Genomic DNA, 22,252 nt, shown 5'->3' with positions numbered 1-22,252 from the left:
ATTTGAAGTGGCCCCGAGGACTGACTGTGAAGAACTGGACGTTGCGCCAACGCATCTTGGCGAGTTTTGCGGTAATTATCGCCATCATGTTGCTGATGGTCGTCGTCTCGTATTCGCGGTTGTTGAAGATCGAGGCCAGTGACGCCAGCGTTCGTGACGATGCGCTGCCGGGGGTGTACTACAGCTCGGTCATTCGGGGGGCTTGGGTCGACAGTTATCTGCAGATCCAGGAGATGTTGGGGCTCAAGGAGGCGCAGGGCTTCAGCGCTGAAGACACCGCCTTGTTCAAGGGTTTTGATGCCCGTGTGCAGGAGGCGATGGCCGACTATCGTGCCACCGTCACCACGGATGAGGACAAGCTCGAATTCGCTGTCTTCGAAAAGCTCCATGCCGATTACGGCAAAGCCCTGGAGAGCGTGATCGACTTGCGCAGGCGTAATCAGGAAGCCGACGCGATCAAGTTGTTCAACGAACAACTGACCCCGGCGTGGAAGGCCGGGCGCATGAAACTCAATGACATCCTGCGGCAAAACAAGGTCGTCGCCGATCAAGACATGGCCAACATCGACGACGCCGTGGCCACCGCGAAACTCATCATGGGCATCTCCCTGCTGGTCGCGGTGCTGGCTGCCGCCCTCTGTGGCCTGTTGCTGATGCGCGCGATCATGGCGCCGATGAATCGCATCGTCGAAATCCTCGAGATCATGCGTACCGGCGACCTCAGCGGACGCTTGAACCTGGAGCGCAAGGACGAATTCGGTGCAGTCGAAACCGGCTTCAACGACATGATGGCCGAACTCACGTCGCTGGTCTCCCAAGCCCAGCGCTCATCGGTACAGGTCACTACCTCGGTGACCGAAATTGCCGCCACGTCCAAGCAGCAGCAGGCGACTGCCACTGAAACAGCCGCCACGACGACGGAAATCGGTGCGACCTCGCGGGAAATCGCCGCCACCTCCCGTGACCTGGTGCGCACCATGACCGAAGTCTCCACCGCCGCCGATCAGGCCTCGGTGGCTGCCGGCTCCGGGCAACAAGGCCTGGCGCGGATGGAAGAGACCATGCACTCGGTGATGGGCGCCGCGGACCTGGTGAACGCCAAACTGGCGATCCTCAACGAGAAAGCTGGCAACATCAACCAAGTGGTGGTGACCATCGTCAAGGTCGCCGACCAGACCAACCTGTTGTCGTTGAACGCGGCCATCGAAGCGGAAAAGGCTGGGGAGTACGGCCGTGGTTTTGCCGTGGTTGCCACCGAGGTGCGTCGTCTGGCGGACCAGACCGCCGTGGCCACTTACGACATCGAGCAGATGGTGCGCGAGATCCAGTCGGCGGTCTCGGCCGGGGTCATGGGCATGGACAAATTCTCCGAAGAAGTGCGCCGTGGCATGTACGAGGTGCAGCAGGTTGGCGAGCAACTGTCACAGATCATTCATCAGGTGCAGGCGCTGGCGCCACGGGTGCTGATGGTCAACGAAGGCATGCAGGCCCAGGCCACCGGTGCCGAGCAGATCAACCATGCATTGGTACAACTGGGTGATGCCAGCAGCCAGACGGTCGAATCCCTGCGTCAGGCCAGTTCCGCCATCGATGAACTGAGCCAGGTAGCCGTCGGGCTGCGCAGCGGCGTTTCGCGATTCAAAGTCTGATGAGCGAACTCACGGCCAAACGCTCTGCCGTGAAACCGGCGACATTGTTCCTGGTCTTTCACATCGGCAGTGAACGCTATGCCCTTCAAGCGACCGAGGTCGTTGAAGTGCTGCCGCGCCTGCCGCTCAAGCCAATCGCGCAAGCGCCAGATTGGGTGGCCGGGATGTTTGGCTATCGTGGTGCGGTGGTGCCGGTGATCGATCTCAGCGCGTTGGCCTTCGGCGTGGCAGCCCAGGCGCGCACCAGCACCCGTCTGGTGCTGGTCAACTATTGCCCGCAGGAGAGCGCGCAATCGCACCGGCTCGGGCTGATTCTGGAGCAGGCCACCGATACCCTGCGCTGCAACCCGGCAGATTTTCAGCCCTATGGCTTCGACAACCGCCAGGCGCCCTACCTCGGACCAGTCAGGGAGGATGCCCAGGGATTGTTGCAATGGGTCCGGGTTGCCGACCTGCTGAATATACACGTTCGCGAGCTGCTGTTTCCGTCACCGCCACTGGACCTGGGCCTGCTTGAGGAGCACCCGTGAACAGCGACCAACGTTTTTTTGATTTTCTCAAGGAGCGCATCGGCCTTGATGTGACGTCGGTGGGACCTGCGATCATCGAGCGTGCGGTACGCCAACGCACCACGGCATCGCGCGCTGAGACGGCCGATGAGTATTGGCAGACCCTGCAAGGCTCGCGAGAAGAACAGCAGGCGCTGATCGAAGCGGTGATCGTGCCCGAGACCTGGTTCTTCCGTTACCCGGAGTCCTTTGCGACCTTGGCAAAACTGGCGGTCAAGCGTCTGGAGGAGATCAACAACCTTCGCGCTCTGCGGATTCTCAGCCTGCCTTGTTCCACTGGTGAGGAACCCTATTCCATTGCCATGGCCTTGCTCGATGCGGGGCTCAAGCCCCATCAATTCAAGGTTGAAGGCATGGACGTCAGCCCGCTGTCGGTGGAAAAGGGGCGGCGCGCGCTTTACGGCAAGAACTCCTTTCGCGGCCAGGACCTGGCCTTTCGCGAACGGTACTTCTGCCCTGAAGGCGAGGGTTACGGCCTTGATGAGCGGGTGCAGGAACAGGTGCATCTAAAGGTCGGCAATCTGCTGGATCCAGCATTGCTGGTCAACGAGGCGCCTTATGACTTCGTGTTCTGCCGAAACCTGCTGATCTATTTCGATCAACCGACCCAGCAGCAAGTGTTCGAGGTGCTCAAACGCCTCACTCACGTCGATGGCGTGCTGTTCATCGGCCCGGCGGAAGGCAGCCTGCTCGGGCGGTTCGGCATGCGATCAATCGGTGTTGCGCAGTCCTTTGCGTTCAGGCGTCAGGCTGCACCTGAACCCACTCCCACCTTTGCGCCAACACCGCCATTGCCGGTGCGGCAACCGGTGCGCCCTGTGGCGCCGCCTGTTCGCAGCCGTCCTTTCGCGTCGGTGACGCCGCTGCCGGTGAGCAAGGCGGCCAACCCCGATGCTGCGGCGCTGTTGGCCAACATCGCGGCGCTGGCCAACGAAGGCAGGGGCGCCGAGGCCAAGGCTGCCTGCGAGCTGTATCTGCGCAGCCATGAACCGGTGGCTCAGGTGTTTTACTGGATGGGGCTGCTCAGCGATGTCGCCGGCAGTGGTCTGGAGGCTCAGGGTTTTTACCGCAAGGCCCTGTATCTCGACCCGCAGCACCCCGAGGCATTGATGCACCTGGCGGCCTTGCTGCAATCCCAAGGCGATACCGCCGGTGCCCGACGATTGCAGGACCGCGCCGCTCGCAGCGAGCGCGCAGACAGTGAGCGCAAACGATGAGTGCCACCGACGGCTTTAGCCTGACCCACGAAAACGCCCAGGCCATCGACGATTGCTGGAACCGGATTGGCATACACGGCGATAAGTCCTGCCCGTTGCTGGTCGAGCACATCCATTGCCGCAATTGTTCGGTCTATTCGGCGGCGGCCACGCGCCTGCTGGACCGCTATGCGTTGCAGCAGGAAGATCGCGGGCACATCAGCGCCGTGGTCGAGAGCGAGGTCAAGACCCGTTCGCTGCTGATGTTCCGTCTCGGCGAGGAATGGCTGGGACTGGCCACTCGCAGCCTGGTGGAAGTGGCGCCGCTGCAAACGATACATTCGCTGCCCCATCAGCGCTCGCGGGCCTTGCTCGGCGTAGCCAACGTGCGCGGTGCGCTGGTGGCCTGCCTGTCGTTGGTGGAGTTGCTGGGGCTCGACGCTGCGGGCAGTGTGGCGAACGGCGCGCGGGTGATGCCGCGCATGTTGATCGTCGCGGCTCACGGCGGGCCGGTGGTGGTGCCGGTGGATGAGGTGGACGGCATCCATGCCATTGACGAGCGCACGCTCGATGCGGCCTCCCGTTCCGGGGCTCATGCCAATGCCAGGTACACCCGTGGCGTGTTGCAATTCAAAGGTCGCAGCCTGCGCTGGCTGGATGAAGAACAGCTGCTGTCCGCCGTGACCCGGAGCCTGACATGACCCCCGAACAAATGCGCGACGCCTCTTTGCTGGAGCTGTTCGGCCTGGAAGCCGAGGCCCAGACCCAGGTGCTCAGCGCCGGTCTGCTGGCGCTCGAGCGCGATCCGACCCAGGCCGATCACCTCGAGTCGTGCATGCGCGCGGCTCACTCGCTCAAGGGCGCGGCGCGTATCGTGGGCATCGACGCCGGTGTGAGCGTCGCCCATGTGATGGAAGACTGCCTGGTGAGTGGGCAGGAAGGCCGTCTTTACTTGCGTCCCGAACACATCGATGCGCTGTTGCAAGGCACCGATTTGTTGATGCGCATCGCCACGCCCGGCCATGCCCCGACGCCTGTGGAAATCGAGAGCTACGTGGCGCTGATGGCGCGGTTGCTGGATCCGCTGGCCCCCGCCGCACCTATCACTGCGCCAGCTTCTGCGATTATCGCTGAACCCCTGCCGCCCGAGCCCGTCATCGCAATGCCCCCGGAGCCTGTCGCGACGCCACGTAAGACCAAGCGCACCACCGAAAACGGTGAGCGGGTCCTGCGCGTCACGGCCGAGCGCCTGAACAGCCTGCTCGACCTGTCGAGCAAATCCCTGGTGGAAACCCTGCGTCTCAAACCGCACCTGGCCACGATGCAGCGCATGAAACGCATCCAGAACAACGGTCTGCGCGCACTGGAAAACCTCAACGTTCATCTCAAAGACCACGACTTGAGCCTGGAGGCGAGAGAGGCGCTGGAAGATGCCCGCCGCCTGTTGGCGCAATCCCAGCAACTGCTGGTGGAAAAGAACGCCGAGCTGGACGAGTTCGCCTGGCAGGCGAGTCAGCGGGCACAAGTGCTGTACGACACTGCACTGGCCTGTCGTATGCGTCCGTTCGCCGATGTGCTCAGTGGTCAGGTCCGCATGGTCCGCGACTTGGGCCGCAGCCTGGGCAAGCAGGTACGGCTGGAAATCGAGGGCGAGAAAACCCAGGTTGACCGCGACGTGCTGGAGAAACTCGAGGCACCGTTGACGCACCTGTTACGCAATGCTGTCGATCACGGCATCGAGTCGCCAGAACAACGGCTGCTGGCGGGCAAGCCGCAAGAAGGCCTGATTCGGTTGCGAGCGTCCCATCAGGCCGGTTTGCTGGTGTTGGAGCTGAGCGACGATGGCAATGGAGTCGACCTGGAAAAGGTCCGCCGCAGTGTGGTCGAGCGGCAATTGTCACCTGCGGAAACCGCTGCCCAGTTGAGCGAAGAAGAACTGCTGACATTCCTGTTTTTGCCGGGGTTCAGCCTGCGGGACAAGGTCACCGAAGTGTCCGGTCGCGGTGTCGGCCTGGATGCCGTCCAGCATATGGTTCGCCAGTTGCGTGGGGCGGTGGTGCTGGAACAGACGGCGGGCGAGGGCAGTCGCTTTCATCTTGAAGTGCCGCTGACACTGTCGGTGGTGCGCAGCCTGGTGGTGGAAGTCGGTGATGAGGCGTACGCGTTCCCGCTGGCACATATCGAGCGCATGTGCGACCTGGAACCCTCGGACATCGTGCAGGTCGAGGGCCGTCAGCACTTCTGGCATGAAGGCCGGCATGTCGGCCTGGTGGCCGCCAGCCAACTGCTCCAGCGCCCGGCCAGCCAGAACGATCAGCAGACCCTCAAGGTCGTGGTGATCCGCGAGCGCGATGCGGTCTACGGCGTGGCAGTCGAGCGGTTTATCGGCGAGCGCACGCTGGTGGTCCTGCCGCTGGACGAGCGGCTGGGCAAGGTGCAGGACATTTCTGCTGGCGCCTTGCTCGATGACGGTTCGGTGGTGCTGATCGTCGACGTCGAGGACATGCTGCGTTCGGTGGACAAACTGCTCAACACCGGTCGCCTGGAGCGGATCGCCCGGCAGGGAAACCAGGCGGTTGAAGTGGCCCGCAAGCGCATCCTGGTGGTCGATGATTCGCTGACGGTGCGCGAGTTGCAGCGCAAGCTGCTGATCAATCGCGGTTACGACGTGGCGGTGGCGGTCGACGGGATGGATGGCTGGAACGCCCTGCGTTCGGAGTCGTTCGATCTACTGATCACCGACATCGACATGCCGCGCATGGATGGCATTGAACTGGTGTCTTTGCTGCGCCGGGACAATCGACTGCAATCGCTGCCGGTCATGGTGGTGTCGTACAAGGACAGGGAAGAGGACCGACGTCGTGGACTGGACGCTGGAGCCGACTATTATCTAGCCAAAGCCAGTTTTCATGACGATGCCCTGCTTGATGCAGTGGTTGAGCTCATCGGAGGAGCAAGGGCATGAGGATCGCAATCGTCAACGATATGCCCCTGGCGGTAGAGGCGCTGCGTCGCGCACTCGCGTTCGACCCCGCCCATGAAGTGGTCTGGGTGGCCGCCAATGGCGCCGAAGCGGTGCAACATTGTGCGCGAAATACCCCGGACCTGATCCTGATGGACCTGATCATGCCGGTCATGGACGGCGTCGAGGCCACTCGGCGGATCATGGCTGAGTCACCGTGCGCCATCGTGATCGTCACCGTCGACCGCCAGCAGAACGTGCATCGGGTGTTCGAGGCCATGGGGCATGGGGCTCTGGATGTGGTAGATACCCCCGCGCTGGGTGCCGGTAACCCTCAGGAGGCTGCCGCACCTCTACTGCGCAAGATCATGAACATCGGCTGGCTGATTGGCGACCGCGTCAATCGCGAACGCCAGACGCCAACCCCATCGCGCGGCAGCCCCTCGCGTCAGCGCCTGATTGCCATCGGCTCCTCCGCGGGCGGGCCGGCGGCGCTGGAAGTGCTGCTCAAGGGCTTGCCGCGGGATTTTTCGGCGGCGATCGTACTGGTGCAACACGTCGACCAGGTGTTTGCTGCCGGTATGGCCGAATGGCTCAGCAGCGCCAGCGGCCTGAATGTGCGCCTGGCCCGCGAAGGTGAGCCGCCCCAGCCTGGTGCCGTACTGCTGGCAGGCACCAATCATCACATTCGCCTGCTGAAAAATGGCACGCTGGCCTATACCGCCGAACCGGTCAACGAAATCTATCGACCCTCGATCGATGTGTTTTTTGAAAGCGTGGCCAGTTACTGGAATGGTGACGCAGTAGGGGTTTTATTGACCGGAATGGGGCGCGATGGCGCCCAGGGGCTTAAACTCCTTCGTCAACAAGGTTACCTGACCATTGCTCAGGACCAACAAAGCAGTGCGGTGTATGGCATGCCGAAGGCGGCCGCGGCCATCGATGCCGCCGTAGAGATTCGCGCCCTGGACAAGATAGCGCCGCGTTTGCTGGAGATTTTCCCTAAATGACTACATTTCGCAGCACTTCTGGTCCAGATGATCAGGTGACCGCATATGAATGATCTACAACTCGACGACTTCAAGACGGGTGACGAAAAAGCAGCGATGGTCCTGCTGGTGGATGATCAGGCCATGATCGGCGAAGCCGTTCGCCGGGGGTTGTCGAGCGAGGAAAACATCGATTTCCACTTTTGTGCCGACCCGCACCAGGCGATTGCCCAGGCGGTCCGCATCAAGCCAACCGTGATCCTTCAGGATCTGGTCATGCCCGGTCTTGATGGCCTGAGCCTTGTGCGCGAGTACCGCAATCATCCGGCCACCAAGGACATTCCCATCATCGTCCTGTCGACCAAGGAAGACCCGCTGATCAAGAGCGCGGCGTTCGCGGCCGGGGCCAACGATTACCTGGTCAAGCTGCCGGACAACATCGAACTGGTCGCGCGTATCCGCTATCACTCGCGCTCCTACCTCACCCTGCTGCAACGGGACGCGGCCTACCGCGCGTTGCGAGTCAGCCAGCAGCAATTGCTCGACACCAACCTGGTGCTGCAACGCCTGATGAATTCTGATGGCCTGACCGGGCTGTCCAACCGCCGTCACTTCGACGAGTATCTGGAACTGGAATGGCGGCGTGCACTGCGTGACCAGAGTCAGTTGTCGCTGCTGATGATCGACGTGGACTACTTCAAGTCCTACAACGACAACTTCGGCCACCTCGAGGGTGACGAAGCCCTGCGCAAGGTCGCCAACGCAATTCGCGACGCCAGCGCCCGCCCGTCTGATCTGCCGGCCCGTTATGGCGGAGAGGAGTTCGCGCTGGTCCTGCCCAACACCTCACCGGGCGGCGCCCGACTCGTGGCGGAAAAACTGCGTCAGACCGTGGCCGGGCTGAAAATTCCGCACATTGCGCCGAGCGAAGGGGCCAGCCTGACCATCAGCATTGGCCTGTCGACCCTGACGCCGCAGCCCGGCGGCGATTGCCGGCAACTGATTTCGGCGGCGGACAAGGGGCTCTACCAGGCCAAGCACAATGGCCGTAACCAGGTCGGCATCGCCTGAACCTCACCTTTCTCCCCCCACAAACTCTGTGGGGGAGAGGCGGGCGTTTTCGGCCAAGCGGACTGCCGCTGGCAGTCGTTTGGCGTTATACTCGCCGGCTTTCAAAAGTTCGCCTACGAGTGCTGCCCGCCATGGAAATCAACCCGATCCTGAACACTATCAAGGACTTGTCCGAGCGCTCCGAAACCATTCGGGGGTATCTTTGACTACGATCAAAAGCATGAGCGTCTGACCGAGGTCAATCGCGAGCTTGAAGATCCGAGTGTCTGGAACAAACCTGAATACGCCCAGGAGCTGGGCCGCGAGCGTTCAGCGCTGGCGCAGATCGTTGATACTCTCGACGAATTGAACGCGGGCCTGGCCGATTGCCGTGACCTGCTGGACATGGCTGTCGAGGAAAACGACGAAGGCGCGGTGGGCGATGTCGTCGCCGAGCTGGCCCGCCTTGAAGAAAGCCTCGCCAAGCTCGAATTCCGCCGTATGTTCAGCCACGAAATGGACCCGAACAACGCCTATCTGGACATCCAGGCCGGTTCCGGTGGCACCGAAGCCCAGGATTGGGCGAACATCTTGCTGCGCATGTACCTGCGCTGGGCCGACAAGCGCGGCTTCGACGCGACCATCATGGAACTGTCAGCGGGTGAAGTCGCCGGCATCAAGGGCGCGACCGTTCACATCAAGGGTGAATACGCCTTTGGCTGGCTGCGTACCGAGATCGGCGTGCACCGCCTGGTGCGCAAGAGCCCGTTCGACTCCGGCAACCGTCGCCATACGTCCTTTTCTGCGGTGTTCGTTTCCCCGGAAATCGACGACAAGGTGGAAATCGAGATCAACCCGGCAGACCTGCGCATCGATACCTATCGCTCGTCCGGTGCCGGCGGTCAGCACGTAAACACCACCGACTCGGCCGTACGTATCACCCACGTACCGACCAACACCGTGGTCAGCTGCCAGAACGAACGTTCCCAGCACGCCAACAAGGACACCGCCATGAAAATGCTGCGGGCCAAGTTGTACGAGCAGGAAATGCAGAAACGCAACGCCGCTTCCCAGGCGCTGGAAGACACCAAGTCGGATATCGGCTGGGGCCACCAGATCCGTTCCTACGTACTCGATGCTTCGCGGATCAAGGATCTGCGCACTAACATCGAACGCAGTGACTGCGACAAGGTGCTCGACGGCGACATCGACGAATACCTGGAAGCCAGCCTGAAGTCCGGGCTGTAAAGATGAGTAACGCTGGCTGCTGATTCACCGCAGCCCATGTGGGAGCGGGCCTTGCCCGCGATCCCCGGCCGCAGGCTGGGGACAATGAACCTGTGATGGAATTTCTAAAGACATGAGCGACCTTCAACTCGACCCGCAAGCCCTGCAACAGGAAGAAAACTCCCTGATCGCCCTGCGCAAGGAAAAGCTGGCTGCCGAGCGCGCCAAGGGCAACGCCTTCCCGAACGACTTCCGCCGTGACAACTACTGCGAAGATTTGCAGAAACAGTACGCGGACAAGACCAAGGAAGAGCTGGCGGAGGCTGCAATCCCGGTCAAGGTTGCCGGTCGCATCATGCTCAACCGTGGCTCGTTCATGGTGATCCAGGACATGTCCGGTCGCATTCAGGTCTACGTCAACCGCAAGACCCTGTCCGAAGAAACCCTGGCCGCCGTGAAAACCTGGGACCTGGGCGACATCATTGCCGCCGAAGGCACCCTGGCGCGTTCCGGCAAGGGTGACCTGTACGTTGAAATGACGAACGTACGTCTGCTGACCAAATCCCTGCGTCCGCTGCCGGACAAGCACCACGGCCTGTCCGACACCGAGCAACGCTACCGCCAGCGTTACGTTGACCTGATCGTCAACGAAGACGTGCGCCAGACGTTCCGCGTGCGTTCCCAGGTTATTGCGCACATCCGCAGCTTCCTGATGAAGCGTGACTTCCTGGAAGTCGAAACGCCGATGCTGCAAACGATTCCTGGCGGCGCGGCGGCCAAGCCGTTCGAAACCCACCACAACGCACTGGACATGGAAATGTTCTTGCGCATCGCGCCTGAGCTGTACCTCAAGCGCCTGGTGGTTGGCGGGTTCGAAAAAGTGTTCGAGATCAATCGCAACTTCCGTAACGAAGGCGTTTCGACTCGTCACAACCCGGAATTCACCATGTTGGAGTTCTATCAGGCGTACGCTGACTACGAAGACAACATGGACCTGACCGAAGAGCTGTTCCGTGAGCTCGCGCAATTGGTTCTGGGCACCACCGACGTGCCGTATGGCGACAAGGTTTTCCACTTCGGCGAGCCGTTCGCGCGTCTGTCGGTGTTCGACTCGATCCTCAAGTACAACCCCGAGCTGACCGCTGACGACCTCAACGACATCGACAAGGCGCGTGCCATCGCCAAGAAAGCCGGTGCCAAGGTGCTGGGCTTCGAAGGCCTGGGCAAGCTGCAGGTCATGATTTTCGAAGAGTTGGTCGAGCACAAGCTGGAGCAGCCGCACTTCATCACCCAGTACCCGTTCGAAGTGTCGCCGCTGGCGCGTCGCAACGACGACAACCCGAACGTCACCGACCGTTTCGAGCTGTTCATCGGTGGTCGTGAAATCGCCAACGCCTATTCCGAGTTGAACGACGCGGAAGACCAGGCCGAGCGTTTCATGGCGCAGGTGGCCGACAAGGACGCCGGCGACGACGAAGCCATGCACTACGACGCCGACTTCGTTCGCGCGCTCGAGTACGGCATGCCGCCGACCGCGGGTGAAGGCATCGGTATCGACCGTCTGGTGATGCTGCTGACCAACTCCCCGTCGATCCGAGACGTGATCCTGTTCCCGCACATGCGGCCACAAGCGTAAATGGAAGCCGCCTCTGAACCAGGCGGCTTTTTTTTGCTACGGACAGGCGGCAGCTGCAAGCTTCAAGCGCAAAGCTGCAAGCCAGCTCCGTGCGTTTTGAACTTGTAGCTTGGAGCTTGAAACTTGTCGCCTCGTTCTTCCGATATCGCCACTGCGGTCGCCGAAAGTGTTCAGTACCAGGGGCGCAAGGCCAGCCGCCAGGGCAGTGAGCAGCGTCGTCAGGACATTCTGGATGCGGCCATGCGCATTGTTGTGCGCGACGGCGTGCGTGCCGTTCGCCATCGTGCGGTTGCGGCGGAGGCCGCTGTACCGCTCTCGGCCACCACTTACTATTTCAAGGATATCGACGACCTGCTCACCGATACCTTTGCTCAATATGTGGAGCGCAGCGCGGCGTTCATGGCCAAGTTGTGGGTGAACAACGAAGGTTTGTTGCGAGAGATGGTGATCAGCGGCGACGGCAGCCCCGAGTCACGCTCGCAACTGGCGGACGATATTGCGCGGTTGATGGCCGACTATGTTCATCGTCAACTGATCAACCGACGTGAACATTTGATGGCTGAGCAGGCGTTCCGTCAGGAGGCGCTGTTGAACCCGCGCCTGGCCGAATTGGTGCGCTCCCATCAGCAGATTCTCCTGCAGGGTTCGTGTCAGCTATTTGAGGTATTGGGCTCCCGGGAACCACTGCAGGATGCCAAAGTGTTGACGGCGATTATCGGACGGATGGAATATCAGGGTCTGCTCAACGAAGCAGAGCCCGATGCCGAAACCGAAATGCTCGGCATACTCACGCGTTATATGCATTTGGTGCTCGCTTCGGTTTAATCCCTATCCTGTAGGAGCGAGCATGCTCGCGATGGACGTCAACGATTACGCGGGCAGCCTGACACCCAGCGGTGTCCAGTCGTCCATCGCGAGCATGCTCGCTCCTACAGATGGACGGGGGAGAGAGGCGCACATTCCACAATGGAGTATCGAATGAAAGCCTGGCGCGTGGTTGTGATTGCCTTGTCGTTCCTGCTGCTCAGTGGCTGCCTGGTGACCTTCAAGGAGCCACTGCCTGCGAACGACCCCGCGCCGAAGGGCATGCTTGGGAAATGGACCAGCACCAACGCCTGGGGAGAGCCGCTGAGTCTTGAGCTGACGCGTGTCGGCGATAATCGCTATCAGGCAGTCAGCTACTTCAAGGCACGGCCCCGGGAACGCGAAGCCTATCCTTTCACCGTTTCGCGGCATGGCAGTCGCTGGTACCTGTCGGCGAAGGTGCCCGCGCAGTTCGGTGGCCACTTCACCATTGCCGGTTTCGAAATCACCGACAAAAATGAACTGGTGGTCTACAACCTCGACCTTGAGCAGATCAAACAGGCCCTGGGGCAGAAAGTCCTTAGCGGCGAAGGGTTCCAGACCGACGATGGTGACGGTGTGTTGATCACCACCGGCATGGACCAGGTCTTCGCCTACCTCGACGATCCGGCCAATTCCGATGTGTTCGTCGAGGCCGTGCGCTACCAGCGTCAAGCCAAAGCCAAATAACCCAGTACGCAACGGTTTCTACAGGAGTTTCGGGTGGACGATTACCAGCAAACGATCCGTGTTTTGTCCGATCGCATCGTTCTGGCGCAGACGCCGATCCGCGTCCTCGATGCGGTGAAGTGGGACGAGAACATCCGCAAGGGTTTCCTCAAGGCCAAGGGCAAGGAAATGCCGGCGGTGGACCGCGACTACTACCTCAATCGGCCGCTGTCATTCGATTCGAGCAAAGTGAAACTGGAATTCCAGAACATTGAGCGCGACATTACTCGCCAGCTCGGCCAGTTCAACCCGGTCGGGCAGATCATGCGGCGTATGTGCAAGGAGTACCGCATGGTGGTGCGCATGCTCGAGGCACGTGGCACCGAGGATTTCGGCCTGATTTCCCAGGAGCTGTACGGCGCGGCGTCCGATGCGTTTCATGCGGGTGACCCGACACTGTCCGACCTCGGCCTGATGCTCTCCGACTACCTCAACAACATCGATGGCCGGGGCGACTTGAAGGACGAACCGAAAGTCCTCACCGCCAAGGACGCCGTGAACCTGTTACAAACCCGTTTGAGCAGGGTGTTTGGCGAGGCCGAGGAAACCATCCGGGTGTTCGAGTCCGACGGCATTGTCGCGGACGCGGCGGCGGGCGCCGACTACATCAAGATCCGCACCGACGCCATGTTCAACGAGCGTGATGTGCGCGCCCTGGAAGTGCACGAAGGGCTGGTGCACGTCGGCACTACGCTCAACGGGCTGAACCAGCCGATCTGCACCTTCCTGTCCAAGGGCCCGCCCTCGTCGACGGTGACCCAGGAAGGCCTGGCGATCCTCATGGAAATCATCACGTTCGCCTCCTACCCGAGTCGCCTGCGCAAGCTGACCAACCGCACCAGGGCCATTCACATGGTGGAGGAGGGTGCGGATTTCCTGCAGGTTTTCGAGTTCTTCCGTGAGCAGGGCTTCGAGATGGCGGAAAGCTACGGCAACGCCAGTCGGGTTTTCCGTGGTTCGGTGCCCAATGGGCTGCCATTCACCAAAGACTTGTCCTACCTCAAGGGCTTCATCATGGTTTACAACTACATTCAGTTGGCCGTGCGTAAAGGTAAGCTGGAGCAAGTACCGCTGCTGTTCTGCGGCAAAACCACCCTGGAGGACATGCGGACCTTGCGTCAGCTGGTCGACGAAGGTCTGGTGGTGCCGCCCAAGTACCTGCCCGAACAGTTCCGCGACATGAACGCGTTATCAGCGTGGATGTGTTTCTCCAACTTCCTCAACCACCTCAGCCTGGACCGGATCGAGGCGGATTACTCGAACATTTTGTGATTTCTTCACACCCTGTAGGAGCGGGCTTGCCCGCGATGACTGACTAACATTCAGCACGCCACTTGGCTGATACATTGCGATCGCGAGCAAGCTCGCTCCTACAGGGAGCGGTTCCAACCCATTTCATTGCGAGGTTCCAACGGATGAGAATCCTCGGCATCATCTGCCTGCTCCTGACCCTCGGCGGTTGCAGTTCGCTGCTGTTCTATCCCGAACCCGGCCAGTTGTTCACCCCGGAAAAAGCCAAGCTCGAATTTCGCGACGTCACCTTGACCACCGCCGACGGCCTCAAGCTGCACGGCTGGTGGCTGCCGGCGAAAGAAGGCGTCGAGGTCAAGGGCACGGTGCTGCATCTTCACGGAAACGGCGGCAATTTGCCGATGCATTTGGGGGGCAGTTACTGGCTGCCGGAGGAGGGTTATCAGGTCCTGCTGATCGACTATCGCGGTTACGGATTGTCTGAAGGCCAGCCAAGCCTGCCGGCGATTTACCAGGATATCGATGCCGCGTTCAAGTGGCTGGACGAAGCGCCACAGGTTCGAGGAAAACCACTGGTCCTGCTCGGTCAAAGTCTCGGTGGCTCGATGGCAGTGCACTACCTGGTCCAGCACCCCGAACGACAAAAGCAGCTCAAGGCGTTCGTCCTCGACGGCGTGCCCGCCAGTTACCGCAGTGTCGGCCAGTTTGCGCTGAGTCATTCCTGGCTGACCTGGGCTTTCCAGGTGCCGTTATCGTGGCTGGTGCCTGACGGTGACAGCGCAATCAACTCCATGGCGCAACTCAATGGTGTGCCCAAGCTGATCTATCACAGTATCGACGATCCGATCGTGCCTCTTTCCAACGGCATTCGACTATATCAAGCTGCGCCGCCGCCACGCGTGCTGCAACTGACCCGAGGCGGGCATGTACAGACTTTCGCCGACCCGGTTTGGCGCAAAGTGATGCTTCGTTATCTCGACGATCCGCAACATTTCAACGGCCTGCGTCGGTTGGGGGAAATCCCCAACTACCCGGCCCCCGAACATTCAAAAGATGAACCACCAGAGAGTCCGCAATGAGTGAAGAACGTAACGCCATCCCGCTGATCATCACCGGCATCTGCACCATCCTCGGCACTGTCGGGGCGCTGTGGTGGTACGGCTACCTGCACTTTGCCAAGCCGGAGGATGCGTTGCTGCTCAGCGACTTCACCATGCTCAAGACCGTGCCGGGTGAAGACTACAAGGTCTCCCTGCAACCGGCCGCGCAAGTGGCGCAGTGCATTGATGGCGTGCTGGTGATGTTCGACACCGAACAGAAAGGCCTGACTGGCGTGCTGGTCAACAACAAGAAACAGGCCGTGCGCTGCATGGGCCAGGAAACGCCGCAGAAGCTGGAGCCGTAAGGGCTGCTCTGCCCCTCTTGGGGGACGAAGAGGGGGAGGCGCGGTGGGTCGTTGGTCAGGGCACGACTTCAAAATTGCGGAAAGTGGCGAGCGACGCGCTGCTACCCATTGTTTGCCATGCCTGCGCATTGTATTTCCCGGATATCAACTCGGGCAGTGTGGCGGCCCAGTTGCCGTGGGCATCGGCGCTCACCTTGATGTCTTTCCAGTTGCTGCTCCCTGCCACTCTGTAGGAAAGGTTGATGAGTGCGCCGGGGCGACTTGTGCCTGAAAAAACAACAGGGCTGGACACCGGTGCCGCGCCCGCCGCCGGTACTCGTATGGTGGGCGCACTGAGGGCAGAAGCGCATCGAGTCAGCGTACTGCCCACGGACACTGCAACGACTGCGCCGCTGTTGATGGCCGAGCAGACTTCAATGGTCGTGCCCGTTTCGTCATCGCGAAAACGCTTGCCGCCGACAAACGTTGGATCTGCCGTCGAGCTTGTTTCCGGTGTGCCATCAACCTGGGTGTTATCCACGCTAGCGGCCATTGTGGTGTATCTGATCCATACGCCGTTGACCCGGTTATCGTCCACCGGGAAATGGTCAAACGGGGTCGGGGCACGGAATTCCATCGCCAGTTGCGCGGGTTTCAGTCCAGGTCGATTGATGAGGTAGAGCTGCGCCCCTGGCGCGCCAAGTTTTGTCAGGCGATAAAGCCCACTCTGCGTAATCACTGCCGTTTGCGCATTGTCCAGCCAAGCCGAATACCAGCGGTTATTGGCGGGGTATAACGTTCCTCCCCCGGAGACAGAGTCGCCCGTGTCACCGTAAGAAATGGGGGTACACCCCGTCGGCGCTGTAACTGTGTCTCCTGCTCTCGGGCATTGGGTAAACGTAGTTCCGTGGGAATAACCCAGGCTGTGCCCGAATTCGTGCTTGTACACGTGAGGGCTTCCCGGCTGACCGTATACGCCAATGAACCTGCCCGGCTTCCACGCAGATGCGTTACCACCGCATTGGATGACACTGATGACAAAATCGAATGTGTCGGCATCCAATCCGTTCGCCCTGGCGGCCTTGTGGCCTTCCTCGGCGGCAAGATTGATGGGCATGGGCGATCCAGTCTTGCAAATCTCCGGCATGGGCCCCGAGGTGTGCTGGATCACCTGTCCGGTGAGTGTCATTTTGCCGCCTGATGCAGCGCTGACGTAGGACTGCAATGAATCGGGGTCCGGGGATAGGGTGTGTTTTTTAACCAGCTCATAGTTCAGCAGGCTGCCGTCCTGCCAATGCGTAACGGTGACCAGCATGGTTTTCGTGCCGACATTTGGGCGCTGATTGACCTCCGGTTTCGGTAGCGGAACGTCGCTGGGAATGAAGTCCCTTTCGTCGTACGTAAACTCGGTTTCGGGAAGAGGCGGTCTGTCGACGTGTATGCAGCCAGTCAGGATCAACGTCGTATACAGGGTTGATAAAACGATCCGCGCTCGCATGGCTGAGCTCCTGGTTGCATGTCACCGATGGGAGTGTCAGTGATACGTCCAATAACCGGGTTCGCCTACTGTCACAAATGACAGGTGACGACCAGCGGTAGGTTCCTACCTGAATGTCAGCTCACCTCTGCACATAGACTCGTCGAGTGATATCAAACAAAAAGCCCCGCCTGATCAAGTCAGGCGGGGCTTTTTGATTTGCGCCGGTACGTTACTGAGCGTTGGCACTCACTGCCGAACGCGGCATCACCGGCTGGTTGTCGTTGGAAATGGTGACTTCCACGCGACGATTCATCGCACGGCCTGAAACGGTGGAGTTCTCCGCTACCGGGTATTCCTTGCCGTAACCCTGGGCGACGATGCGCGCAGGATCAACGCCCATCTTAACCAGCGCAGTGCGCACGGAAGCCGCGCGACGCTCGGACAGCGACTGGTTGTGCGATGCGGTACCGGTGCTGTCGGTGTAGCCTTCGACAATCACCTTGCGATCAGGGTTTTCCTGAAGGTACTGCGCCAGTTTGTTGATGTTCACCAGACCGCTGGATTTCAGGTCGGCGCGGTCGGTGGCAAACAGCACATCACCGAAGGTCACGAGCGTACCGCGATCGGTCTGCTTGGCGTTGAGGCTGTCCTGCAACTGTTTGATCTGCTGATCGCGCGCATCCAGGCGGGCTTGGGCGCGTTGGGCCGCAGCGTTTTTCAGATTGGCTTCAGCCGTGCGCAGGGCAATGGTCTGCTTGGCAACTTCGACACGCTGGTTGGTCAGGTAGGCCAACTGGTCGACCTTGCTCTCGTCTTCGCGGTCCAGATAAGCCTTGTCGGCCTTGTCCAGGTAGTCGCTGGCTTCCTTGGTTTCAAGCGCCGCCACTTTGCTTGCCTGGGGGTTGGCTTGCAGGCCGCTGTAATTGGTACGGGCCTGTTCAAGGTTGGCGTTCGGCGGGGTGGAGCAAGCGGCCAGTGCAACGCTGGCGGCCAGGAGGGCGGGGATCATCAATTGATTACGCATGGTTTCGTCCTTTTAAGTCGAGAAAGAAGTACGTCGAAGCGGCGCTTACTGCACGGTGCGCTGGCTTTCCTGACGCAGTTCCTGAACCCCTTTCTGAGAGTCCTTCACCGCCTGCTCGGCCTTGACAGCCTGGGCTTTGCGCTCGGCTACACGAGCGTCCCACTCGGCCTGTTCAGCAAGCATGCGAGCCTGGTCGTACTTCTTGTCGTGCATGGCGATTTCAGCTTGCTTGAGCTTGTCCTGCGCGGCCTTCATTTCCACCGCGGCGAACTCGGTGCCGCCGGCGCTGACGGCATTGTTTACCGCCGATTCGGTCACGGCGTATTGCTCGGTTGGCGGGTTACCGGCACAACCGGCCAGGACCAGGCTGCTGCCGATGGCCAGTGCAGCCAGCTTGAAGCTGCGCAGAGGGTTGGATGAGGACTTGGCAGTGATTTTCATGGTCTTCAACTCCATTGGGATAACTCCTGAACAACTGAAAATCCATCCTGGGTGTGGAGCCGCAACCAACATTTCGAGGCGTTTTAAAACGGCCGTCCCAGGCGTGGTTACTGGTTACGACCGAAGGCATTTTTTAAAAGTTCAGAGAAGATGGCCCGTTGCCCAAAAAAACTTTGACCGAGTGAACAGGGCTCTAAAACGGGAACTTTGGCGGCATGGCGGGGTATCCGGACCCTGTAGGAGCGAGCATGCTCGCGATGGAGGATCAGGCGACGCGGGAAATCTGATGCCCCGTGTCATCGTTGACGACCATCGCGAGCATGCTCGCTCCTACAGGAAGGGAGTCAAAGAAAAATCAGTGCTTCTGCTTGTCACCACCCGACGCCAGGTCCTGTAGATGCCGACGGGAAAGGGCGAGAAAACGCGGGGTCGGACCGACGTCTTCGTACAACGGATCACCTTCCTCGTCGGTAGCGACCACGGTCGAGCCCTTGACGTACGGGAAGCTTTTTTCCAGCTCCTCAAGAGCGGCGCCTATCAGTTCGCCGAGCAATTCTTCGGGGTGCCGTTTGGGGTACATGTCTACGATTGCCGCCAGTCGCGCGGCGGCTTCCACATCCAGGTGAATCGAGTAGCGGGTGTCAGTCAGATGTCCCTTGCCAGTTTCTTCCCAATGTTGGGCCAGCTCGCGGATTTTCATAAATACCTCTATTGCGCGCCTGCTCGCAGCAGGCCAGTAAGTGTCCGGTCGTGACCGGCGAAAGCCGTGATACGGCTTACTCTTAAGACTAGCTGTTGCGCTTAAGGTTTAAAGTCCCTTCGTCGTCTGCTTGTAAGTAGCGCTTTGCGGCGGCACTCTTGGTGCACAAAGCAGCTCATTGCAAGACCCTGGATCTTTCGCTGGAGAACGGCTGATGACTGATATTGATGCACGCTTGCGCGAAGATGTTCACCTGCTGGGCGAACTGTTGGGCAACACCATTCGTGAACAGTACGGGGATGGTTTTCTCGAAAAGATCGAGCAAATCCGCAAAGGCGCCAAGGCCGATCGGCGTGGTTCCATGGACGAGGAACTGAGCGCAAGCCTCAACCAGTTGAGCGAAGACGAGTTGTTGCCGGTGGCGCGGGCGTTCAACCAGTTTCTCAACCTGGCGAACATCGCCGAGCAATATCAACTGATTCACCGTCGAGATGATTCGCAACCCGCACCGTTCGAGGCGCGAGTGTTGCCCGAGTTGCTCACCCGCCTGCTTGCCGAGGGCCATGGCGCCGAATCCCTGGCGCGGCAATTGGGACGACTGGAAATCGAGTTGGTGCTGACCGCCCACCCCACGGAAGTTGCGCGCCGGACACTGATCCAGAAGTACGATGCCATCGCTGCGCAACTCGCGGCCCAGGATCACCGCGACCTGACCAGCGCCGAACGTGAGCAGATTCAGTCAAGGCTGCAGCGACTGATCGCCGAAGCGTGGCACACCGAAGAAATTCGTCGCACCCGTCCGACGCCGGTGGACGAAGCCAAATGGGGCTTCGCAGTGATCGAGCATTCGCTGTGGCACGCGATCCCGAATTATCTGCGCAAGGCCGACAAAGCCCTGCAAGACGCGACCGGCCTGCGTCTACCGCTGGAGGCCGCGCCGATTCGATTTGCTTCATGGATGGGCGGTGACCGCGACGGCAACCCCAACGTCACCGCCGCCGTGACGCGCGAAGTGTTGTTGTTGGCACGGTGGATGGCCGCTGACTTGTACGTGCGCGATATCGACCAGCTCGCCGCCGAGCTGTCGATGCAACAGGCCAACGATGCGCTCAAGGCCAAGGCCGGCGACAGCGCAGAACCTTATCGGGCCGTGCTCAAGCAATTGCGCGAGCGGCTGCGCGCCACTCGCAACTGGGCGCATGCCGCCCTGACCAGCGCGACACCGCCGCCGGCTGATGTGTTGCAAAACAACCGCGACCTGCTCGAACCGCTAGAGCTTTGCTTCCAGTCGCTGCACGAGTGCGGCATGGGCGTGATCGCCGATGGTCCATTGCTCGATTGCCTGCGCCGGGCGGTGACCTTCGGCCTGTTCCTGGTGCGTCTGGATGTGCGCCAGGATTCGTCGCGCCACTCGGCGGCGATGACCGAAATCACGGATTACCTGGGCCTGGGTCGCTTCGAGGACTGGAGCGAGGACGAGCGCATCGCCTTCCTGATGCGTGAGCTGAACAATCGTCGACCGTTGCTGCCCGCACATTTCAAACCGTCGGCCGACACTGCCGAAGTGCTTGCCACTTGCCGGGAAGTGGCTGCCGCGCCGGGTGCATCGTTGGGCTCCTACGTGATCTCCATGGCCGGCGCCGCTTCCGATGTGCTGGCCGTGCAACTGCTCCTCAAAGAAGCCGGTGTGTTGCGGCCGATGCGCGTAGTGCCGTTGTTCGAAACCTTGGCTGACCTCGACAACGCCGGTCCGGTGATAGAAAAACTGTTGCTGTTGCCGGGTTATCGCGCGCGCCTGCAAGGGCCGCAGGAAGTGATGATCGGTTACTCCGACTCGGCCAAGGACGCCGGCACCACGGCTGCCGCGTGGGCGCAGTACCGGGCCCAGGAGCGTCTGGTGGACATCTGCCGTGAACAACAGGTCGAGTTGCTGTTGTTCCACGGTCGCGGCGGCACCGTCGGCCGTGGCGGCGGACCGGCGCACGCGGCGATTCTGTCGCAGCCGCCCGGTTCGGTGGCCGGGCGTTTCCGCACCACAGAGCAAGGGGAAATGATTCGTTTCAAATTCGGCCTGCCGGACATCGCCGAACAGAACCTTAACCTGTACCTCGCCGCAGTGCTCGAGGCGACCTTGCTGCCGCCCCCACCTCCGGAGCCCGCCTGGCGCCACTTGATGGATGAATTGGCGGCAGACGGTGTCAGCGCATACCGGGCCGTGGTGCGGGAAAATCCGCAGTTCGTCGAGTATTTCCGTCAGTCCACCCCGGAGCAGGAATTGGGGCGCCTGCCACTCGGCAGTCGTCCGGCCAAGCGGCGAGCGGGCGGGATCGAAAGCTTGCGGGCGATTCCATGGATCTTCGGCTGGACCCAGACCCGCTTGATGCTGCCGGCCTGGCTCGGCTGGGAAGCGGCGTTGAGCAAGGCGCTCGAGCGCGGTGAAGGCGAACTGCTGGGGCAGATGCGCGAGCAATGGCCGTTCTTCCGCACACGCATCGACATGCTCGAGATGGTGCTGGCCAAGGCCGACACCGACATTGCCCGCTCCTATGACGAGCGGCTGGTCGAGCCGGACCTGTTGCCATTGGGTGCGCAGTTACGCGACCTATTGTCGCAGGCGTGCTCGGTCGTCCTCGGGTTGACCGGTCAGTCGCAACTACTGGCACATAGCCCAGACACCTTGGAATTCATCCGCTTGCGTAACACCTACCTCGACCCGCTTCATCTATTACAAGCCGAATTGCTGGCGCGCTCGCGGCGCCAGGAAGTGGCGCTGGACAGCCCGGTGGAGCAGGCGCTGCTGGTGTCTGTGGCGGGGATTGCCGCCGGTTTGCGCAATACCGGCTAGAGTTTTTGCTGTGGGCACGGGTATCCGGCGCAGGCGTCGGATGCCCGTGTCTGGCTGCGCAAAAAATGCGGTCAGGCGACAGTTAATGATGGGGTTGCGACTTGGGGAACCGCGCCAAAAGGACGCAGCAGACAGCGGTTTCTCCGACTTTCGGCGGCTTGTGTGGGCGCAGCCTGCTGTGTATCTTGATCAGCCTTTGGCCGTTTGGGCGGTCACGACCCTATTTTTGAGATTGGCCCCACGAGGCGAATCTGACGTTATCTATATAAAAAATTGA

The 22,252-nt window shown here is 60.7% G+C and carries 20 protein-coding genes; 16 read left to right on the top strand and 4 right to left on the bottom strand.

Features of this window, described 5'->3' with window-relative positions; all coding sequences use genetic code 11:
* Positions 1-26: 26 nt before the first annotated feature.
* The 15 genes from AB4N64_RS19725 to AB4N64_RS19655 all read left to right on the top strand — a co-directional run bounded on the left by AB4N64_RS19725 (position 27) and on the right by AB4N64_RS19655 (position 15,506).
* Complete coding sequence (locus tag AB4N64_RS19725; RefSeq protein WP_460117653.1) at positions 27-1,649, top strand: methyl-accepting chemotaxis protein; 1,623 nt, start codon at positions 27-29, stop codon at positions 1,647-1,649.
* On the top strand, positions 1,649-2,179 hold the full coding sequence (locus AB4N64_RS19720) for a chemotaxis protein CheW (RefSeq protein ID WP_460117651.1): 531 nt from the start codon (positions 1,649-1,651) through the stop codon (positions 2,177-2,179). Before AB4N64_RS19725 ends, AB4N64_RS19720 begins: the two co-directional genes overlap by 1 nt.
* Complete coding sequence (locus AB4N64_RS19715) at positions 2,176-3,435, top strand: CheR family methyltransferase (RefSeq protein ID WP_460117649.1); 1,260 nt, start codon at positions 2,176-2,178, stop codon at positions 3,433-3,435. Before AB4N64_RS19720 ends, AB4N64_RS19715 begins: the two co-directional genes overlap by 4 nt.
* Entirely contained in the window at positions 3,432-4,115 is a 684-nt protein-coding gene (locus AB4N64_RS19710) for a chemotaxis protein CheW (protein WP_460117647.1), read from the top strand. The genes AB4N64_RS19715 and AB4N64_RS19710 overlap by 4 nt, the downstream gene beginning before the upstream one ends.
* Positions 4,112-6,379 (top strand): response regulator, encoded by a 2,268-nt coding sequence (locus AB4N64_RS19705; RefSeq protein ID WP_460117645.1) that lies wholly within the window; start codon positions 4,112-4,114, stop codon positions 6,377-6,379. Before AB4N64_RS19710 ends, AB4N64_RS19705 begins: the two co-directional genes overlap by 4 nt.
* Positions 6,376-7,386 carry a chemotaxis-specific protein-glutamate methyltransferase CheB gene (gene cheB / locus AB4N64_RS19700; RefSeq protein ID WP_460117643.1) on the top strand — a complete coding sequence of 337 codons (1,011 nt, stop codon included), beginning with the start codon at positions 6,376-6,378 and terminating at the stop codon, positions 7,384-7,386. The genes AB4N64_RS19705 and cheB overlap by 4 nt, the downstream gene beginning before the upstream one ends.
* A 45-nt stretch (positions 7,387-7,431) precedes the next feature.
* Positions 7,432-8,436, top strand: a complete 1,005-nt coding sequence (locus AB4N64_RS19695; RefSeq protein ID WP_460117641.1) for a diguanylate cyclase domain-containing protein — start codon at positions 7,432-7,434, stop codon at positions 8,434-8,436.
* Positions 8,437-8,567: 131 nt separating this feature from the next.
* A protein-coding gene (gene prfB / locus AB4N64_RS19690; protein WP_099093329.1) for a peptide chain release factor 2 occupies positions 8,568-9,663 on the top strand; the annotation gives its coding sequence in 2 pieces (ribosomal slippage) (positions 8,568-8,639 and positions 8,641-9,663; 1,095 coding nt in all).
* A gap of 112 nt (positions 9,664-9,775) precedes the next feature.
* Complete coding sequence (gene lysS, locus AB4N64_RS19685; RefSeq protein ID WP_460117639.1) at positions 9,776-11,278, top strand: lysine--tRNA ligase; 1,503 nt, start codon at positions 9,776-9,778, stop codon at positions 11,276-11,278.
* 123 nt (positions 11,279-11,401) lie between these two features.
* Complete coding sequence (locus AB4N64_RS19680; RefSeq protein WP_460117637.1) at positions 11,402-12,103, top strand: TetR/AcrR family transcriptional regulator; 702 nt, start codon at positions 11,402-11,404, stop codon at positions 12,101-12,103.
* Positions 12,104-12,125: 22 nt separating this feature from the next.
* On the top strand, positions 12,126-12,260 hold the full coding sequence (locus AB4N64_RS19675; protein WP_460117635.1) for a hypothetical protein: 135 nt from the start codon (positions 12,126-12,128) through the stop codon (positions 12,258-12,260).
* A complete protein-coding gene (locus tag AB4N64_RS19670; protein ID WP_460117633.1) occupies positions 12,257-12,811 on the top strand; it encodes a hypothetical protein in 555 nt (184 codons plus the stop codon). The genes AB4N64_RS19675 and AB4N64_RS19670 overlap by 4 nt, the downstream gene beginning before the upstream one ends.
* Before the next feature lie 33 nt (positions 12,812-12,844).
* Positions 12,845-14,122, top strand: coding sequence for a flavohemoglobin expression-modulating QEGLA motif protein (locus AB4N64_RS19665; RefSeq protein WP_460117631.1), 1,278 nt, complete (start codon positions 12,845-12,847; stop codon positions 14,120-14,122).
* A 143-nt stretch (positions 14,123-14,265) separates the two neighbouring features.
* Positions 14,266-15,180, top strand: a complete 915-nt coding sequence (locus AB4N64_RS19660; protein WP_460117629.1) for an alpha/beta hydrolase — start codon at positions 14,266-14,268, stop codon at positions 15,178-15,180.
* Complete coding sequence (locus tag AB4N64_RS19655) at positions 15,177-15,506, top strand: hypothetical protein (RefSeq protein WP_460117627.1); 330 nt, start codon at positions 15,177-15,179, stop codon at positions 15,504-15,506. Before AB4N64_RS19660 ends, AB4N64_RS19655 begins: the two co-directional genes overlap by 4 nt.
* 55 nt (positions 15,507-15,561) lie before the next feature.
* On the opposite strand, the gene AB4N64_RS19650 is transcribed toward AB4N64_RS19655, so the two are convergent.
* From AB4N64_RS19650 to AB4N64_RS19635, 4 genes are all read right to left on the bottom strand, one after another.
* The gene (locus tag AB4N64_RS19650; protein WP_460117625.1) at positions 15,562-16,983 is read right to left on the bottom strand and encodes a metallopeptidase domain-containing protein; all 1,422 of its coding nucleotides are present in this window, start codon (positions 16,981-16,983) and stop codon (positions 15,562-15,564) included.
* Positions 16,984-17,194: 211 nt separating this feature from the next.
* Entirely contained in the window at positions 17,195-17,989 is a 795-nt protein-coding gene (locus tag AB4N64_RS19645) for an OmpA family protein (protein WP_460117624.1), read from the bottom strand.
* A gap of 45 nt (positions 17,990-18,034) precedes the next feature.
* Positions 18,035-18,445 (bottom strand): DUF4398 domain-containing protein, encoded by a 411-nt coding sequence (locus AB4N64_RS19640; protein WP_460117622.1) that lies wholly within the window; start codon positions 18,443-18,445, stop codon positions 18,035-18,037.
* 340 nt (positions 18,446-18,785) lie between these two features.
* Positions 18,786-19,130 (bottom strand): pilin assembly protein, encoded by a 345-nt coding sequence (locus AB4N64_RS19635; RefSeq protein ID WP_460117620.1) that lies wholly within the window; start codon positions 19,128-19,130, stop codon positions 18,786-18,788.
* A gap of 214 nt (positions 19,131-19,344) precedes the next feature.
* Here AB4N64_RS19635 and ppc point away from each other — a divergent pair, with 214 nt between their 5' ends.
* Positions 19,345-21,975 carry a phosphoenolpyruvate carboxylase gene (ppc, locus tag AB4N64_RS19630; protein WP_460117618.1) on the top strand — a complete coding sequence of 877 codons (2,631 nt, stop codon included), beginning with the start codon at positions 19,345-19,347 and terminating at the stop codon, positions 21,973-21,975.
* Positions 21,976-22,252 lie beyond the last annotated feature (277 nt).

It is taken from the genome of Pseudomonas sp. S2_C03 (genome assembly GCF_054668405.1).
Note: the sequence above shows the minus strand (reverse complement) of the source record. Positions and strands in the feature narration are given on the sequence as shown.

What these genes read in the sequence shown, in the direction of transcription:
- AB4N64_RS19650 (WP_460117625.1), bottom strand. Translation starts at nt 16,983, where the DNA reads ATGCGAGCGCGGATCGTTTTATCAACCCTGTATACGACGTTGATCCTG.
- AB4N64_RS19645 (WP_460117624.1), bottom strand. Translation starts at nt 17,989, where the DNA reads ATGCGTAATCAATTGATGATCCCCGCCCTCCTGGCCGCCAGCGTTGCA.
- AB4N64_RS19670 (WP_460117633.1), top strand. Translation starts at nt 12,257, where the DNA reads ATGAAAGCCTGGCGCGTGGTTGTGATTGCCTTGTCGTTCCTGCTGCTC.
- AB4N64_RS19710 (WP_460117647.1), top strand. Translation starts at nt 3,432, where the DNA reads ATGAGTGCCACCGACGGCTTTAGCCTGACCCACGAAAACGCCCAGGCC.
- cheB (WP_460117643.1), top strand. Translation starts at nt 6,376, where the DNA reads ATGAGGATCGCAATCGTCAACGATATGCCCCTGGCGGTAGAGGCGCTG.
- AB4N64_RS19695 (WP_460117641.1), top strand. Translation starts at nt 7,432, where the DNA reads ATGAATGATCTACAACTCGACGACTTCAAGACGGGTGACGAAAAAGCA.
- AB4N64_RS19675 (WP_460117635.1), top strand. Translation starts at nt 12,126, where the DNA reads ATGCTCGCGATGGACGTCAACGATTACGCGGGCAGCCTGACACCCAGC.
- AB4N64_RS19640 (WP_460117622.1), bottom strand. Translation starts at nt 18,445, where the DNA reads ATGGAGTTGAAGACCATGAAAATCACTGCCAAGTCCTCATCCAACCCT.
- AB4N64_RS19705 (WP_460117645.1), top strand. Translation starts at nt 4,112, where the DNA reads ATGACCCCCGAACAAATGCGCGACGCCTCTTTGCTGGAGCTGTTCGGC.
- AB4N64_RS19720 (WP_460117651.1), top strand. Translation starts at nt 1,649, where the DNA reads ATGAGCGAACTCACGGCCAAACGCTCTGCCGTGAAACCGGCGACATTG.
- AB4N64_RS19655 (WP_460117627.1), top strand. Translation starts at nt 15,177, where the DNA reads ATGAGTGAAGAACGTAACGCCATCCCGCTGATCATCACCGGCATCTGC.
- ppc (WP_460117618.1), top strand. Translation starts at nt 19,345, where the DNA reads ATGACTGATATTGATGCACGCTTGCGCGAAGATGTTCACCTGCTGGGC.
- lysS (WP_460117639.1), top strand. Translation starts at nt 9,776, where the DNA reads ATGAGCGACCTTCAACTCGACCCGCAAGCCCTGCAACAGGAAGAAAAC.
- AB4N64_RS19635 (WP_460117620.1), bottom strand. Translation starts at nt 19,130, where the DNA reads ATGAAAATCCGCGAGCTGGCCCAACATTGGGAAGAAACTGGCAAGGGA.
- AB4N64_RS19660 (WP_460117629.1), top strand. Translation starts at nt 14,266, where the DNA reads ATGAGAATCCTCGGCATCATCTGCCTGCTCCTGACCCTCGGCGGTTGC.